Annotated in this window: 17 protein-coding genes; 3 read left to right on the top strand and 14 right to left on the bottom strand. The window is 46.9% G+C overall.

Features of this window, described 5'->3' with window-relative positions; all coding sequences use genetic code 11:
- Positions 1 to 19: 19 nt before the first annotated feature.
- The 9 genes from rpoS to J4N45_RS02420 form a co-directional block, all read right to left on the bottom strand.
- Positions 20 to 1,003 carry an RNA polymerase sigma factor RpoS gene (gene rpoS, locus J4N45_RS02460; protein WP_042475947.1) on the bottom strand — a complete coding sequence of 328 codons (984 nt, stop codon included), beginning with the start codon at positions 1,001 to 1,003 and terminating at the stop codon, positions 20 to 22.
- Between the two features lie 118 nt (positions 1,004 to 1,121).
- Positions 1,122 to 2,081 (bottom strand): murein hydrolase activator NlpD, encoded by a 960-nt coding sequence (gene nlpD, locus J4N45_RS02455; RefSeq protein WP_503055688.1) that lies wholly within the window; start codon positions 2,079 to 2,081, stop codon positions 1,122 to 1,124.
- Between the two features lie 12 nt (positions 2,082 to 2,093).
- Positions 2,094 to 2,717 (bottom strand): protein-L-isoaspartate(D-aspartate) O-methyltransferase, encoded by a 624-nt coding sequence (locus J4N45_RS02450; RefSeq protein WP_128647967.1) that lies wholly within the window; start codon positions 2,715 to 2,717, stop codon positions 2,094 to 2,096.
- A 3-nt stretch (positions 2,718 to 2,720) separates the two neighbouring features.
- A complete protein-coding gene (surE, locus tag J4N45_RS02445; protein ID WP_252013398.1) occupies positions 2,721 to 3,482 on the bottom strand; it encodes a 5'/3'-nucleotidase SurE in 762 nt (253 codons plus the stop codon).
- Positions 3,483 to 3,487: 5 nt separating this feature from the next.
- Positions 3,488 to 4,465, bottom strand: a complete 978-nt coding sequence (truD, locus tag J4N45_RS02440) for a tRNA pseudouridine(13) synthase TruD (RefSeq protein WP_252013395.1) — start codon at positions 4,463 to 4,465, stop codon at positions 3,488 to 3,490.
- A 12-nt stretch (positions 4,466 to 4,477) separates the two neighbouring features.
- Entirely contained in the window at positions 4,478 to 4,957 is a 480-nt protein-coding gene (gene ispF / locus J4N45_RS02435) for a 2-C-methyl-D-erythritol 2,4-cyclodiphosphate synthase (protein WP_128647964.1), read from the bottom strand.
- The gene (gene ispD, locus J4N45_RS02430) at positions 4,954 to 5,664 is read right to left on the bottom strand and encodes a 2-C-methyl-D-erythritol 4-phosphate cytidylyltransferase (RefSeq protein ID WP_128647963.1); all 711 of its coding nucleotides are present in this window, start codon (positions 5,662 to 5,664) and stop codon (positions 4,954 to 4,956) included. Before ispD ends, ispF begins: the two co-directional genes overlap by 4 nt.
- Positions 5,661 to 5,942: a cell division protein FtsB gene (gene ftsB, locus J4N45_RS02425; protein WP_128647962.1), complete on the bottom strand. Its 282-nt coding sequence runs from the start codon at positions 5,940 to 5,942 to the stop codon at positions 5,661 to 5,663. The genes ispD and ftsB overlap by 4 nt, the downstream gene beginning before the upstream one ends.
- 118 nt (positions 5,943 to 6,060) lie before the next feature.
- Positions 6,061 to 6,711 (bottom strand): PilZ domain-containing protein, encoded by a 651-nt coding sequence (locus J4N45_RS02420; protein WP_252013393.1) that lies wholly within the window; start codon positions 6,709 to 6,711, stop codon positions 6,061 to 6,063.
- A gap of 219 nt (positions 6,712 to 6,930) precedes the next feature.
- On the opposite strand from J4N45_RS02420, the gene J4N45_RS02415 reads away from it, so the two are divergent.
- From J4N45_RS02415 to J4N45_RS02405, 3 genes are all read left to right on the top strand, one after another.
- Positions 6,931 to 9,042 (top strand): TonB-dependent siderophore receptor, encoded by a 2,112-nt coding sequence (locus J4N45_RS02415; protein WP_252013391.1) that lies wholly within the window; start codon positions 6,931 to 6,933, stop codon positions 9,040 to 9,042.
- 179 nt (positions 9,043 to 9,221) lie between these two features.
- Complete coding sequence (locus J4N45_RS02410) at positions 9,222 to 10,979, top strand: bifunctional lysophospholipid acyltransferase family protein/GNAT family N-acetyltransferase (RefSeq protein ID WP_252013388.1); 1,758 nt, start codon at positions 9,222 to 9,224, stop codon at positions 10,977 to 10,979.
- Positions 10,980 to 11,143: 164 nt separating this feature from the next.
- Complete coding sequence (locus J4N45_RS02405) at positions 11,144 to 12,058, top strand: GGDEF domain-containing protein (protein WP_252013386.1); 915 nt, start codon at positions 11,144 to 11,146, stop codon at positions 12,056 to 12,058.
- Between the two features lie 64 nt (positions 12,059 to 12,122).
- Here the strand turns inward: J4N45_RS02405 and arsB are convergent, their stop codons facing one another.
- The 5 genes from arsB to J4N45_RS02380 all read right to left on the bottom strand — a co-directional run bounded on the left by arsB (position 12,123) and on the right by J4N45_RS02380 (position 16,529).
- Positions 12,123 to 13,178, bottom strand: a complete 1,056-nt coding sequence (gene arsB, locus J4N45_RS02400; protein WP_252013384.1) for an ACR3 family arsenite efflux transporter — start codon at positions 13,176 to 13,178, stop codon at positions 12,123 to 12,125.
- A 98-nt stretch (positions 13,179 to 13,276) separates the two neighbouring features.
- The gene (locus J4N45_RS02395) at positions 13,277 to 13,585 is read right to left on the bottom strand and encodes an ArsR/SmtB family transcription factor (RefSeq protein ID WP_252014638.1); all 309 of its coding nucleotides are present in this window, start codon (positions 13,583 to 13,585) and stop codon (positions 13,277 to 13,279) included.
- A 127-nt stretch (positions 13,586 to 13,712) separates the two neighbouring features.
- The gene (gene arsJ / locus J4N45_RS02390) at positions 13,713 to 14,933 is read right to left on the bottom strand and encodes an organoarsenical effux MFS transporter ArsJ (RefSeq protein ID WP_252013382.1); all 1,221 of its coding nucleotides are present in this window, start codon (positions 14,931 to 14,933) and stop codon (positions 13,713 to 13,715) included.
- A 94-nt stretch (positions 14,934 to 15,027) separates the two neighbouring features.
- Positions 15,028 to 15,522 carry a cyclin-dependent kinase inhibitor 3 family protein gene (locus J4N45_RS02385; protein ID WP_234496128.1) on the bottom strand — a complete coding sequence of 165 codons (495 nt, stop codon included), beginning with the start codon at positions 15,520 to 15,522 and terminating at the stop codon, positions 15,028 to 15,030.
- 2 nt (positions 15,523 to 15,524) lie between these two features.
- Positions 15,525 to 16,529, bottom strand: a complete 1,005-nt coding sequence (locus J4N45_RS02380) for an ArsJ-associated glyceraldehyde-3-phosphate dehydrogenase (RefSeq protein WP_252013379.1) — start codon at positions 16,527 to 16,529, stop codon at positions 15,525 to 15,527.
- Positions 16,530 to 16,532 lie beyond the last annotated feature (3 nt).

The following is a 16,532-nucleotide window of genomic DNA, read 5'->3' as shown; positions in this document are numbered from 1 at the left end:
TATGTCGTTTGAATCGATTCTAATCGTCATCGAAGTTGAACAGCGACTCCATATTCAACCCCTGTTTCACTAGGATGTCGCGCAACCTGCGAAGCCCTTCAACTTGGATCTGACGAACACGTTCACGAGTGAGGTTAATCTCTCTGCCGACCTCTTCAAGTGTCGATGGCTCGTAACCAAGAAGACCAAACCTTCGAGCCAGCACCTCTTTTTGTTTCGGGTTCAGCTCATCTAACCAATGAATAAGTGATGACTTGATGTCATCGTCTTGTGTTGATACTTCTGGATCAGAATGGGTTGAATCAGGAATGATATCCAGTAGCGCCTTTTCACCATCTCCACCAATTGGCGTATCGACTGAGCTGATGCGTTCATTAAGGCGAAGCATTTTAGATACATCGCTGACCGGCTTATCCAGTTTCTGCGCAATCTCTTCAGCCGTCGGCTCATGGTCAAGCTTTTGCGACAGCTCACGAGCCGTACGAAGGTAAATATTCAGCTCTTTGACGACGTGAATTGGCAAACGAATGGTGCGCGTCTGATTCATCAAAGCACGTTCAATAGTTTGGCGGATCCACCAGGTCGCATAGGTTGAGAATCGGAAACCACGTTCAGGGTCAAACTTCTCTACAGCACGGATCAAACCTAGGTTGCCCTCTTCGATTAAATCAAGGAGTGCAAGGCCACGGTTGCTGTAGCGTCGAGAGATTTTCACAACGAGACGAAGGTTACTTTCGATCATACGTTTACGTGCAGCTTCATCTCCTTTGAGTGCACGTCTTGCATAAAGAACTTCTTCTTCAGCGGTAAGTAGTGGTGAGAAGCCAATTTCCCCTAGATAGAGCTGGGTCGCATCCAAGCTTTTGGCCGAGGCATCGTACAGGTCTTTCTCTTCGGCTTCTGAGTTGGAATCATCATTGGTCAATGTTGACTGCACAACATCAACGGATTCGTTTTCAATGTCGAAGTTTTCGTTCTTGGTTACTGCATTGCTGATACTCATAGCGCCTCCCCCTGGCGAGCTAGCAAGACATGACAACTCAACTATGTCGCTAACTTTCTCTGATTACGTCAATCAAATTGCAAGTAGCTTTTCGTACGTTGTAAACGTTATACGGCAGTTACGGCAAGTAGCGTTTAGGGTTTACCGATTTGCCTTGATATCGAATTTCAAAGTGCAGTCTTACGCTGTTGGTTCCGGAGCTTCCCATCGTAGCGATTTTTTGTCCGGCTTTGACACTTTGTCCTTCAGAGACCAATAGCCTATCGTTGTGTGCATATGCGCTTAAGTAGCTGTCGTTATGTTTGACGATAACGAGGTTTCCATAACCACGAAGTGCATTGCCCGAGTAAACCACAGTTCCTTTTGCAGTGGCGACAATGTCTTGGCCACGCTGGCCAGCAATGTCTATCCCTTTGTTTCCTTGGTCCCCTGCAGAAAAGTTCTTTATTACACGTCCCTTTGTTGGCCAAACCCAGCTGGAGACTTTCGCATTGGAGCTAGGCGGAGGTGTCGGCTTAGCTTTTGCTGTCTGCTGTGGCTTTGCTTGCGGCTTAGCGGTCTGTTTTGCCGTATTGGGTTTCGTGTTATTAACATTTTGTTTACCTTTAGACTCACCATACTCCTTTGTTTTGCTTTGATCAACCTTCTTTGCAGCCGTTTTTTGACTATTTTGTGTTGATGAGCTACTCGCTTTTGGAGCCGGGGTTGAGGCTGCTTTTGTGCTGCTTGAACTCGCTGCAGCCGTTGCTGCAGAAGCGGTCGCGACCTCGCCAGCCCCCGAACCACCAAATGCAGGTGGCGCATAGGCTTGACGCCACAAGTTGAGGCGTTGCCCCGGATGAATAGTATAAGGTGATTGAAGATTATTGAGTCTAATCAGGTCTTTAACATCTTTATCGGTAACGTAGGAGATAAAATAGAGGGTGTCACCTTTCTGGACTTCGTAGTAGCTACCTCGATAGCTGCCACGGGAGACATTATCGTACTTGCCTCCCAAATTTGAGACAGGCGCAGGCGAATGCCCAGCACACCCAATGAGTGCACTAGACAGAAAAACAACGGAAACCACTGCTTTCATTCGGCTTTGCATTTACGCCAATTCACCTGCTACGAGAGGAACAAACCTCACCAATTCAACAACTTCGGTACTAAAACTATCACCTTTACGGGTGATTTTTAATAATTGTTGCTCATTATCGCCGACTGGGATCACTAAACGTCCACCATCATTGAGCTGCGACAACAAGGCTTGGGGAACTTCGGAAGCAGCCGCGGTAACGATAATGGCATCGAATGGACCTTTTGCTTGCCAGCCCTGCCAACCATCACCATGCTTGGTGGAAACATTGTATATATCAAGGCGCTTCAATCGGCGTTTGGCTTCCCATTGCAGCGCTTTAATTCTTTCCACCGAGTAAACATGATCCACAAGCTGTGCGAGTACAGCAGTCTGATAGCCAGATCCCGTGCCGATTTCGAGTACGCGTGTCTCTCTTTCAAGATCCAGTAGTTCTGTCATCTTAGCAACAATATAAGGCTGCGAAATCGTCTGACCGGCACCGATAGGTAAGGCATTATTGTCGTAAGCTTGGTGAAGCATAGCCTGAGAAACGAACTGTTCTCTAGGTACAGCTAAAATGGCATCGAGCACCGATACGCTGTTCACGCCATGAGATCGGATAAACTCCACTAATTTTGCTGCTTGTGGGTTCATTAGTTACTCTCTCCCTGATACCCAACGTTCCATTGCGCCAATTGACTCATGGGCAGTTAAATCGACCTGTAAAGGTGTGATTGAGATATGCCCCTGTTCAATTGCATAAAAGTCAGTGCCTACTCCAGCGTCTTGCTCCTTGCCAGGAGGTCCCAACCAATAGATATCATGACCACGCGGGTCTTGTTGTTTGATCATGCTCTCTGCATGATGTCGAGCGCCCAATCGTGTCACAGACACCTCACCAAGATCTGCAAGGGCACGATCTGGGATATTAATGTTCAGTAGTCGATTAGTAGGAACGCGCGTCGCTAAATGCCTTTCGACAAATTGTCGAGCGATGATCGCTGCCGCTTTAAAATGCTGCTTACCAACCAAACTGAATGCGATGGATTGTACACCTAAAAAGTGACCTTCCATTGCTGCAGCAACAGTTCCAGAGTAGAGCACATCATCACCTAGGTTCGCACCATGGTTGATCCCAGATAACACCAAGTCAGGCATATCATCTTTCATCAACTCATTAAGGGCAAAGTGCACACAATCTGTCGGTGTGCCCTGCACTGAGTAGACTTTGGGCTCGATCTGATTAACACGCAGAGGCTGCTCAAGAGTCAAAGAGTTTGAGGCGCCGGAACGATTACGATCTGGCGCTACAATAGTGACATCAGCGATCTGAGCCAGTTCCGCTGCTAAGGTGCGAATACCCTCTGCATGCACACCATCATCATTACTGATGAGAACTTTTATTCTTTTACTATCCATGAAACCTAGAATTGCCTTTCTACTTCTTCTACGTTTGCCAACTCTCTCAAGATTGATGTCGCAAAGCTTCCTGAATCAAGGAAGAAAGAGAGCGTTACGGCTTGTCCATCTGAGTCACTGTTTAGTGCCTCTGGTTTGAGCACAATCGCTCGTCGGTCGTGACGCATGCGATTACCGCGGATCAGAGCCATCAGATCGGGTTCGCCGTCAACAATGCTTTGCTCAAGCGCCATCGCCGCATCTTGTGTTGGTAGCGCATTATCGCCTGCCAACGCTGCTGTGATCAGCCCGGTTTCATCCAGAATGTCACCAGGTAACTCTGAGTTAAAACAGCCTTGCTCAAGTCGCATAGAAACGATTTGGTTAAAGATCCAAGAACGAGCGGCTGACAGATACAAGCTACGCTTGTTCTGATTACGGGTGCGAACATTCTCACGCCCCCAGCGCTTTGCTTCCGTAACGTTGTTGCCATCGCGACCAAAACGCTGTTGACCAAAATAGTTTGGCACGCCTGCCTCAGACACTTTGGCGACTCTTTCCATTAAGCCTTCAACGTCAGACACTTCTGTAAGGCGAATTTCAAACTCGTTGCCAGCAAGGTCACCAGGGCGCAGCTTTTTGTTGTGCCAATCTGTTGCCACTATTTCAATACTAGGATATTGAGCAAGGAACGCTGTAAAGTCAGGAACATTCTTCTTAGGCAAATGGACACTGAGCCACTGCTCGGTAATCGCATGACGATCTTTTAAACCTGCCCAGCCGATATCTTTAGACTTAACGCCACATACCTTAGCAAGTTCATTGGCGACAAAGCTGGTGTTTTCACCATTTTTGCGTACGCGAAGCATTAAGTGTTCACCTTCGCCAGCGAACTCAAAACCAAGTACTTCTTTAACAATAAAGTCTTCGTTGCTGGCTTTGAATTTAGCGCTAATCGCTGGTTTCCCGTGTAGATAGTTCAGTTCGTTGAGAACATCCGTCATGATATCTGCCTTTTAAGACGTTACTTTGTTAATCAGTACCACAGCTTCTGTGGCAATACCTTCTTTACGTCCTGTAAAACCAAGTCTTTCCGTAGTGGTCGCCTTAACATTGACGTTACCAATATCTGTATCTAGATCTTGAGCGATGACCTGACACATGGATTCAATATGTGGTGCCATTTTCGGCGCTTGTGCCATGATGGTGATGTCCGCATTGACTAACTCGTAGCCTTTCGCTTTCACCTTACTGTAAACATCACGCAGCAGCGCGCGACTGTCCGCGCCTTTCCACTCTTCATCAGTATCTGGAAAGTGACGACCAATATCACCCGCAGCGATAGCGCCCAGCAAGGCATCACACAATGCGTGTAATGCCACATCGCCATCTGAGTGAGCAATCAAGCCTTGCTCATAAGGAATCGAAACACCACCAATGATGACAGGTCCTTCACCACCAAACTTATGTACATCAAAGCCATGACCTATTCTCATTGTTCTGGTTCCTTATTTTTAAGATAGAACTCCGCCAGAGCGAGATCCTCTGGTCGAGTAATTTTAATGTTGTCACTGCGACCTTCCACCAGCAATGGCGCTAACCCTGTCCACTCAACAGCAGACGCTTCATCGGTAATGGTGACCCCTTCCGATAGTGCATCACTCAGTGCACTGTGCAGCAGTTCCACTTTAAACATCTGTGGCGTAAGTGCATGCCAAAGACCCGCTCTATCCACCGTATGATCAATGCCTTTGGCACCGTTTGCGCGTTTCATCGTGTCTTTCACTGGCGCAGCAAGAATTCCCCCAACTGGGTGAGTGCTCACTTCATAAATGAGTTTGCTGATATCTTCGTGAGTGATACAAGGTCTCGCCGCATCGTGCACAAGACACCAAGCATTAGGCACACGCTGCTTCACATAGTCTATTGCAGATAAAACTGAATCAGCACGCTCACCACCGCCCGGCACTCTGATGACGGGTTTCTCTGAGATAAACGACAGTCCTTCAAAGTAAGGGTCATTATCACTGATTGCGACAATCACACTCTCGATACTTTGATGCGACAATAGGCGCTCAATAGTATGCTCAAGAATGGTCTGCTCGTGGATTTTTAGATATTGCTTGGGAATATCCGCTTGCATTCGACTACCAACACCTGCTGCAGGCACGATAGCAATGATTGGATGATGCTCAGGGATCATTGGTTGTCCTCACCTATGATTCGGTAGAAAGTCTCTCCTTGCTGAATCATTCCGAGTTCATGCCTAGCGCGCTCTTCGATAGCATCCAGTCCCTGTCTGAGATCGTCTATTTCAGCAAACATCTCGTCGTTGCGGGTTTGAAGGTTACCATTTACTTGCTGCTGGACATGAATTTCTGCGTCTACTTGGTTAAAGTCAACGATGCCATTTTTTCCAAACCAAAGAGTGTACTGAAGCCAAGAAAACACCACAAACAACACAAGTGTAAAGATACGCATAAGTCGGAACATTCCATTGAGAAATTCTGCTCTTTATATAGCACAGTTTACACTTTGAAATAAGCGAAGAAAAAGCATTGTTGTTATGTAGAAGTCAAAGTAAGCACACACTCGCTTTTTAACTCACATTCAATGACAACTCCGCGAGTGTGGTTTTTAAGCGATTAGACATTAAGACTTGTTGATTGAACTGAATGCCAAGTAGCGTGCCTTTGCCTTGCTTCTTCACCGTAACCACCTCAAAGCTTATTCCAGCCGGTAGGAACTGGTTTAATGGACACTCGACTTTGAGAGCTAATCCTTTACAGAAATCATGTGGCCCTTCGATATACACACCACAACCTGCCAATGAGAAATCAACCATTTTGCCCTCTACAGCAGACTGCCCAAAAGAGAGATTACATGGCACGGACAACCTGTAGCGAGAGTGCTCCCTGATGGGCTTAGAAACAAAATCAGAAGGCGCCGCCAAGAACAGATGCTGACACGGTTCATCCGCTCGCGAAATAAAGCGTGAACGAAAAGCGATAACATGACCAAAGCTTGAGTCTGAGAGTCCCCGAATGACAAGATCGCCGTCAGTCAGCTCTCCGAGAGCCTCTGAACCAACCTGAGTGACATCAACAATTAGAAAGGCGGAAGGTTTGAAGCCGATAAGGGTTGCGGCGATCCCTTTAATCTGCTGATTATCTGCGGATGAAAGACTCAATTTCATCCCTGGTTTCAAGAAACGGTAACACTTATTTTGTTCTTCTAGTCCCCACTCCATTGATAGAACTCCTTTCACTAACAACAAGTTAATTACACTCCATTTACCATTGTTATGCAATCACTCCCTTGTATAAACAGGCGATACAATTGCTTACAATTATATTTATTGCAAATGATAATAAATAGCATTAGCATTCATCTCGCCATTTCAACTAATGGCATAACTCTCTAATAATAAAACCGTTTGTCTCGGATACTCGAGCAAGGAAAGCCCAGAATGAAATTCAAAGTGACCACACTTTGTAGTGCAGTGGTACTCGCACTCCATACCGCCCCAACCTTCGCTGATGACGCACCTAATACAGTAGATGAAACGCTTGTTGTTCACGCTCAAGCCTTCGATGACTACAAAGTGGATAGTGCAACCGGCGCGATGCGAACCGACACCACTATGTTGGAAACGCCTCAATCCGTTAACGTTATTCCTGAGATAGTGCTTGATGAGCAGCTTGCAACCACGCTAGGTGAAGCACTACAGAATGATGCAAGCGTCAATGCAGGTTCTCAGAAGTGGAATCGCGAAGAGTTCTATATTCGTGGCTTTGAGCTTTCATCAACCAACGGCTACCTTCGAAACGGGCATTCATTGTTTACACACTACATGCTGCCTATCGAGACACTGGATCGCATCGAAGTGATCAAAGGACCATCAAGTCTACTTTATGGTAACTCAGCACCTGGCGGCATGATCAACATGGTTTCAAAGAAACCGACGGCGAAGCCTATGGTGAATGTAGGAACAGACTTCGATCACCTAGGTAGTACTCGCTATCACATTGATGCATCGGGCAAGTTAAATGAATCTGGTACGTTGCGTGGGCGAACCGTTCTTGTAAAGCAAGATGCAGTGGAGACGCGTCGCTATTCCAATGGCGAGCAAAGAGAGCGCGATCGCTTCTTGGGATACGGCGTGATTGAGGCCGATCTTGCGGATTGGGGCTTGCTGTCTGTTAACTATGAAAAGACTAACGACCGTGCACCTATCGACTCTGGATCATGGTTAGATATGCAAGGCAATCGCCTTGGTGATCGTGACATGATCCGTGATGCACACTGGTCATTTATCGATAATGATGTGGAGAACTGGGGCGCGGACTTAGACCTATACATCAACTCTCAATGGCGCGCTAATCTGAGCTATAACTCACAGCACATGAAGCGCCACCGCTACGATTCTCTGCCAACGCCGACTGCGGATACCATCGTTGACGGCAGTTACATACTAAAACCGTTTGATCGTCACGATACATGGAAAACTCAAGCATTCCACGCAGACCTTCACGGTGAGTTCACAGCATTAAGTGTCGATCACCAAGTGCTTCTTGGCGTTAATGGTCAGTTTTATGATTACGCCCAGCTTCGAGTATCAGGCGAGGCTATCGACGTGAATCCTGGTGATATCCCGAGCAACCCAGGGTTGGATTACAACAACGACAAAACGGTCTATGAGAGCAGCAACCATTTCTATGGTTTCTATGCTCAAGATTTAATTACCTTTAACGACCAGTGGCAGGCACTTGTTGGTGGACGTTATGATCAATATTTTGCTGATGGCACCAACCCAGCAACCGGTGACATTGTCAAAGGCGCCAATGATAGCCAAGCGTTTTCGCCAAAAGTCGGCGTTATCTATCACCCAAGTTACTCAGGCAGTATCTATGCAAACTACTCTGAGAGCTTCAACCCGGTGAGCAACGTTGTAAATGACGATGGTTCGGTCACCGAACGTACCCCGGAAAAGAGCCGACAGTATGAATTAGGCACAAAGTGGGAACTGATGGATAACCGCTTGCTTCTAACGGGCGCTGTATTCGATATAGAAAAACGAAACATCAGCATCGAAGAAAACGGCATTACTACCCAAAATGGTAATCAACTTCATCGCGGCGCAGAAGCTGGAGCGCAAGGTCAACTGTCGGAGCAATGGTTTGTAATGGCGTCAGGTATGTATCTAGATGCGAAATACAACAATCACGACTTGTACCAAGACAAAACGCCAGCCAACGTTCCTGAATGGTCAGGTTCAGTATGGACGCGTTATGCATGGACTGAAGCGACCGCATTCAATATTGGTCTTTTCTACCAAGGTGAACGCTGGGCTGACAATGCGAATACCGTTCAATTAGATGGTTATGCTCGTGTTGATACCGGCGCATCACATAAGATCGCCAGCGATTACGTCACTTGGGACTTCCGCTTTAATATCGAAAACTTGTTCGACACTGAATACGTGTCTGGCACCGGCGGCAGCACCAGCAACAATGTTGTCACAGATGTGCACTACGGCAACGAGCGTCGCTTCAAGTTATCGGTTAATGCAACCTTCTAGCCCGCATTAACCTCAACACCTCTAAGAGCGCTTCGGCGCTCTTTTTTATTGCCAGCTGTCTATTTCGTCACCAATCTGACATCAATACGTCATCCATCCTCCATCTCTCTTACGCAATTTTGACACATGGGCGTCATACCCTTTTAACGACAATAAATGGAATTCGCCCAGAGGATGTTATGGAAACCACCAGCCCTTTTCGCTTGCCAAGAAAGACCCCTTTAGGAATTGCAGAGAACGTTGCCGAGTGGGCCACTGGTCTATCGGTGCTTGACCAATTATATGCTCAGCGCCCTGTAGGTTGTGATACCGAGTCCTTCTTGCGATTTTCATTAGAGATTTTGGGGATCGACTACCACGTTGTGTCGGGCAGTCGTGGCAACATTCCACATACAGGCTCAACCCTTATCGTCGCAAATCACCCGCTCGGCTGCGTTGAAGGCGTCATACTCGCGGAGTTACTGCTACAAATTCGCAAAGACGTAAAAATACTGGCGAACGAGTTTCTCAAACTCGTCCCGGAACTCGAGCCATTATTTATTGGTGTCGATGTCTTTGATGGTGCTAACGCTCACCGCTCCAACACCCGTGCGCTAAGACAAGCTAACCAACACCTTGAACAGGGCGGAGCCTTGCTGGTCTTTCCCGCTGGAGAGGTGTCTCAACTGGTTGATAGCAAAGCACTTCGCTTAGAAGATAAAGAGTGGAGTCGTTCTGTCAGTACCCTGATAAAGAAAAACAAGGCGCTCACCGTACCTGTTCATATAGGCGGGCTGAACTCAAAGCGTTTCTATCTAGCAGGAAAGGTACATCCTATGCTGCGCACTGCCATGTTGGGTCGAGAGTTGCTAAACAAAAAAAATCGCCCTATTGGTATCTCTATTGGTGAAGCCATCAAATACAAAGAGGTAAACACCCTCGATAACCGACAGTTAGTTAACTACCTGAGACTCAATACCTACCTATTGGGCAGGGATCAGACCGAGCGAAACGTCTCTGATTCAGACACCTCCAACTACCAAGCCATCGCTCTTGCTGTTCATGTCAGTGATCTACTCGAAGATATAGAGCAGCTGCCAGCGGAGCATCATTTACTGTCCAGTGGTGAGTTTGAGGTTTACTGTACGACCATCGACTATATCCCATCGGTGATGCACGAGATTGGACGCATGCGCGAGAGCAATTTCCGCCAAGTCGGGGAAGGTACTGGGCTGTCACTCGATATCGACCAGTTTGATAAAGACTATCATCACCTGTTTGTGTGGGATAGAGAGAAGCACAAACTCGTGGGCGCCTACCGACTTGGTTTGGTAGATAAGCTGCTCGAACAACACGGAATCCAAGGCTTGTATTCAAGAACCTTGTTCCAATACGACCAACCTTTTCTTGATACCATGGGCAAGTCTATTGAGATGGGTCGAAGCGTCATTGCCTTTGAATATCAAAAGAGCATGAGCGCACTGCTATTGCTTTGGAAAGGCATTGCTGAGTTCGTACATCGACATTCGGAATACACTCACCTGTTTGGTCCGGTCAGTATCAGCAGTGACTACAGTGAGGTAGCAAGACAGCTTCTAGCGGATACCATGACACTGCATCACTACGACAGCGAGAGTGCAAAACATGTCATTGCTCCAAATCCTCCAAAATTAGAAGATGCACCAAGTTGGAATACCCACCTGCTTTCTGCCCTGGCTGACATGCAACTTCTATCGCGCGTAATTTCTCGACTGGATGAAGGCAAAGGGGTGCCCGTGCTGCTAAGGCAATATCTAAGCCTTAATGGCAAGCTCGTCAGTTTTAACGTCGACCCTGATTTCAACAATGCGCTCGATGGACTTATTGTGGTGGATCTAAGACGCGTGCCTCTCAAGTCTTTGTCTCGTTATATGGGTAGTGAACATGCCAAACAGTATCTCGCACTTCACAATAACTAATAGGTAAGTAATTGATAAGTTAACTATTTAAAAAGCAGCTTCGGCTGCTTTTTGTGGTTTCACTTGTCTCACACCTGAGAAAAAAGGCAAACACTGTCAGCAAAATCCTACAAATTGATATGCATCACAGTCCTTATGCATGACGCGTGATAGAAACAGCAAAAATGATAACTACCTCAACCACTTCCATTCGTAAGCCACGATTTGGTCTTGTGGGCTATAGTGGGATTTTTGCAGTGACAGATTTGACGTATCAGCAAGCGACGGCGCTTTTTCGCCATTTCCCTGGTTTTCTTTCTATCAGGAATGAGCAACATCAATATGTGTATATCAATGATAAGTTCACTGTTTGGCTACGCCAGTACTCTGATGTTGACCCAATTGGTCTTAACGCTGAGCAGCTTTCTGAACGGGTCCCGAGTAATGTTGGAGAGATGCTCAGAGAGTGTCACGACGCCAGTTTGGAATATCTAGGAGCAGGACAATGTGCACCCAAGATCATCAAGTTCACCAGTTTAGATAAGGTGTCTTACTTCAACGTCCTAAAATTTAAGGTCCTCATTGATGGTGAGCCTTATATCTACACCACTAGCTTCGATGTCACCGATTTGCATCACGAAGCCAAGTTCTTCGAGAAAAAAGCCTATACCGACCCCTTAACCAAGCTCCACAATCTCGCTTATCTGAGCTCAGTGCATTGGCAATTCGGTTACTGCGTGGTGATAGATCTAGATAACTTCAAGCAGGTAAACGACTCCTCTGGCCATAGCGAGGGGGATATTGTACTGATGCGCTTTGCGCGCTGCCTGAAACAGGCTTTTGCCGCTCAGGACATCTTGGTGCGCTATGGTGGCGATGAATTTGTAGTACTAACCCACCATCAAGACGAAGTCATATTGCACTTAGCGCTTGAGAAGTTATCTGCCTTGTTTGAAAAGAACTTCGTAAACTATCCGATGCTATGCCACAGTGTGGGCTATACCCCTTTTCGAACCAGCTTGCGAGGAACCCTCAAGAAAGCGGATCTCGCCATGTACAAAGCAAAACACAACAAACGAAGTACGCTTGAACAGTCATAAAAAACGGAGCCACTTGGCTCCGTTTTCAGTTGTATCGCTCTGTCGTCAGGTTCTGTACAGGACACTAAGAAGAGTAGCGCGCTTTCATCTTTAAGGTGAAGTTGACCAAGGCTATCAATACCGGCACTTCAATCAGAGGCCCAATAACCCCCGCAAACGCCTCTGGCGAGTTCAAACCAAATACGGCAATAGCAACGGCGATGGCTAACTCAAAGTTATTACCTGTTGCGGTGTACGCAATTGAAGCATTCTTATCAAATGGCACGCCCATCTTTTTCGCAACAAAGAAGCTCACGAAGAACATCAAGAAGAAATAAATAGTCAAAGGTATGGCCACACGAACCACCTGCATTGGCAGCTCAACAATCATCTCACCTTTTAAGCTAAACATAAGTACAATCGTCGCCAGCAACGCAATCAAAGTGATAGGCGAAACCGCCGGGATAAACGTCTCGTTGTACCACTGCTCACCTTTCTTAGCGACTAAGATCTTGCGGCTCAAGAATCCTGCCAAAAACGGAATACCAAGATAAATCATGACACTCTCAGCGATCTCTCCCATTGAGATATCAACAACTTGACCTTGAAAGCCAAACTTAGGTGGCAGGACAGTAATGAATAGCCATGCCAAGAAGCTGTACGTCACGATTTGAAATACACTGTTGAGCGCGACAAGCGCTGCCCCGTACTCTTTGTTACCACCGCCGATATCATTCCACACTAATACCATAGCGATACAACGCGCGAGACCAATCAGAATAACGCCAGTCATCAAGCTAGGCTCATCACCCAAGAAAGTCAGTGCCAGCACAAACATCAAGATTGGGCCCACTAACCAGTTCATGACCAAAGAGAGAGTAACGGCCTGCTTATCTTGCAGCACTTTGCCCATCAAACCATAGTTGACCTTGGCAAGAGGTGGATACATCATCAAAATCAGGCCAATCGCTAGAGGAACATTGGTGCTACCCACTGTCATTGACTCATTCAAGCCTTCGATTTGGCTTGGAAACGCGACACCCAATAGAACACCAACGCCCATGGCTAAAAAGATCCACAGGGTCAGAAATCTATCTAAAAAGCCCAGTTTTTTCGGTTGCTCAATCGCTAACTCAGACATGTTAACTCTCCAATATCGTTAATCGTCGAATAACGATAAATAAGTGGTAATAAAAGCCGGCATCGCCGACTTAATGATAATCAGGGTTCTTAGCCAGCTTAATCAAATGTGGATAAGCTCAGCGAAGAAAACTCATTTAATGCTTCGCGCTGTATGCGATAGCAGACTTTAGGTGGCGTTGATTCTGCACTAATAAATCCTGCGACCTTCAAAATACGCAAGTGTTCAGAGACCGTTGACTGAGCAAGACCTAACTGCGACACAAGATCGCTATTCAAACACCCACCAGCGCGCTCCAAGTCAGACAGAATACGTAAAATCCGAATACGTGCAGGGTGTGACAACGCTTTTGCTTGTGTAGCTAACCTCTTTTCTTGAGATAACTGCTGCTCAGAGGCGACAAACATTTCAGGATTTTCAACGCTACAACTGGTCACACTCTTTCCCCATCGTCTTTTGACGATAAATGTACGCCTGAAACAAAAAAGAGTCAATCGTCTTTTAACGATTGACTCTTTTTAATGAATATTCACTTTATCCTGCGACGGCTTTTGGCGCACCAGGCAAACGAATTGAGATGATGGTCGTTAGCACTAAGAACGCAAACGACACCCACATACAAGCTGCGAGACCCGCCACTTGGAACACCCAACCAGACAACACAGTACCGATCAAACGCCCCATCGCGTTAGCCATGTAATAGAAGCCAACGTCCATCGACACGCCATCGCCTTTTGCATAGCTCACAATCAGATAGCTGTGCAGAGATGAGTTTACCGCAAAGATAGCGCCAAAAATCAACAGCCCGACAACAATGACCGCTTGTGGGTACCATTGCATCTGAACACAGTAAGCGATGATGCCTGTCACCACGGCTAATGCCAGTGCCCACCACATGGCAGCACTACCATCTGGTACTTTACCCTGCGCTTTACCGGTAATTTTTGGAGCTATGCCTTGAACGAAGCCATAAGCGATGACCCATAGCGCTAGGAATCCCCCAACCAAGGTATGATCCCAACCAAAAATAGAGCCAAGATAAATTGGTAAGGCAACCACGAACCAAACATCTCGCGCACCAAATAGGAACATACGCGCAGCCGACAAGATATTGATACTCTCTGACTTCGAGAAAATCTGCTTAAACTTAGGCTTAGCTTTTGCTTTACCCATATCGCTTTCTAAGCTGATAACGCTACCAATAAACACCAGTGTCAGCACCGCCGCCATTGCTGCTACGGCATACTGAAAGCCTAAGACCGACAGCAATAAGCCACCGATAAAGAAACCCGCACCTTTCAGTGCATTTTTAGAGCCAGTAAGAATCGCAACCCATTTATAAAGCGCCCCTTGCTGCTCATCAGGCACCAAGGTCTTGATGGCACTTTTCGCACTCATCTTGTTCAGGTCCTTAGCAATACCTGACAGCGCTTGTGCGGCCATGACCCATGGAATGGTTAGCCAAGCACTCGGAACGGCCAGCATTAACAATGCAAAGATCTGCATCCCAAGCCCGATATTCATGGTGCGATTAAGCCCTAAACGTGCTCCTAGCCACCCGCCAATGAGATTGGTGACCACACCGAAGAACTCGTAGAAAAGGAACAGGGATGCGATGGCGAGCGAGCTGTATCCGAGATCGTGGAAGTAAAGCACCACCAACATTCGCAATGCACCATCGGTAATGGTGAAATTCCAGTAGTTAAAGGTCACCAACATATACTGGCGAACGCTTTTGCTAAGGTTAGACAACATAATTCTTCTGCCTAATAACAAGGGATAAGTGTTGAGAAATAGAAGCCCTCATTTGAGGGCTTCTATTTAGGTTTACTCACGGCGAGTGCTGCGCCTAGAACGTCGCTGCAAGTTTTTCTACATAGTCAATTTGAGGCTGCTTAGTGAAAGCCCCCGGGCGTAGTGCCTGAACTTCACGGCGAATCGTCTCAAGATCCCAGCCTTTCTCAAGCAAAAGGTTTGCCGCAAGAAGACCAGTACGACCAGAGCCGCCCATGCAATGCATAGCAATTTTCTCGCCCGCTTCAAGCGCTTGATGAAGCTCTGGTGAGATAGCTTTCCAGCCTGCTGCAAACTCAGAACCAGGAGCGCGATCATCTTCAATTGGCGTTTGGAACCACTTGATGCCTAGAGCCTGTGCTTTTTCTCCAAGCTCAGCAACGCCTGCTTCTGCCATCTCGTGATTATCCAAAGCCGTCACGATTACCGTAACACCTTGCTCTTTAAGTTGCGCTAGTGAGTCATCTAATGATGCTTCTTTGGTACCTGGACAAGGCGTTAATACCAAGGCTGCATTATCTACGTTTAGTTCCCATGTTGGATGCATCATCATTACCCCGCTAGACCGACTTTACGAACCAATTCTGCTGTGCGTGTTGCATAGCCCATTTCATTGTCATACCACGCATAGATTTTCACCATTCGAGAGCCAACGACCATGGTAGATTGTGCATCAACGATGGTTGAGCGTTGGTCACCGCGATAATCGATAGAAACCAGCGGACGCTCTTCAAAACCAAGGATGCCTTTTAGCTCGCCTTGTGATGCTTCTTTAAGAAGTGCGTTAACCTCTTCAGCCGTGGTATCGCGCTTAACGTCAAAGATAATGTCAGTGAGTGATGCATTCGCTAGAGGTACACGTACCGCGTGGCCGTTAATCTTGCCTTTTAGCTCAGGGAAGATTTCAACGATAGCTGTTGCGCTGCCGGTAGTAGTTGGGATAAGGCTCATGCCGCATGCGCGAGCACGACGCAAATCTTTGTGCGGCGCATCAAGGATAGTTTGCGTGTTGGTTAGGTCGTGGATAGTCGTGAAAGACGACTGCTCGATACCCAGTTTCTCGTGAATCACCTTCACTACAGGCGCAATGCAGTTCGTGGTACAAGATGCCGCTGTCACGATTCGGTGAGCCGCTGCATCAAAGATTTCGTCATTCACACCGACAACGATGTTGGCAATGCCTTCTTCTTTCACTGGCGCAGACACCACGACACGCTTAACGCCTTGATCTAGGTATTTGTTTAGGAATTCAGTTTTACGGTGCACACCTGTTGCTTCAATGACAACATCACAGCCAGACCAATCGATCGCGTCGATATCGCGCTCTTGGGTCGTTTTAATGCGCTTACCGTTCACCACAAGCTCATCACCTTCAACGGCTACACCGTGATGCCAAGTACCTTGTACTGAATCGAACTCCAATAGGTGACCTAGTGTGGTTGCATCACCTGCAACATCATTAATCAAAACAAACTCAAGTTCGTCCCAATCAAATGCTGCGCGAAGCGCCAAACGGCCAATTCGACCAAATCCGTTAATGCCTACTTTAATCGCCATAAC

The sequence above is a fragment of the Vibrio sp. SCSIO 43140 genome, assembly GCF_023716585.1.
GTDB lineage: Bacteria > Pseudomonadota > Gammaproteobacteria > Enterobacterales > Vibrionaceae > Vibrio > Vibrio maritimus_B.
The sequence above is the reverse complement of the archived record's forward strand: the minus strand, read 5'-3'. Positions and strand labels throughout refer to the sequence as shown.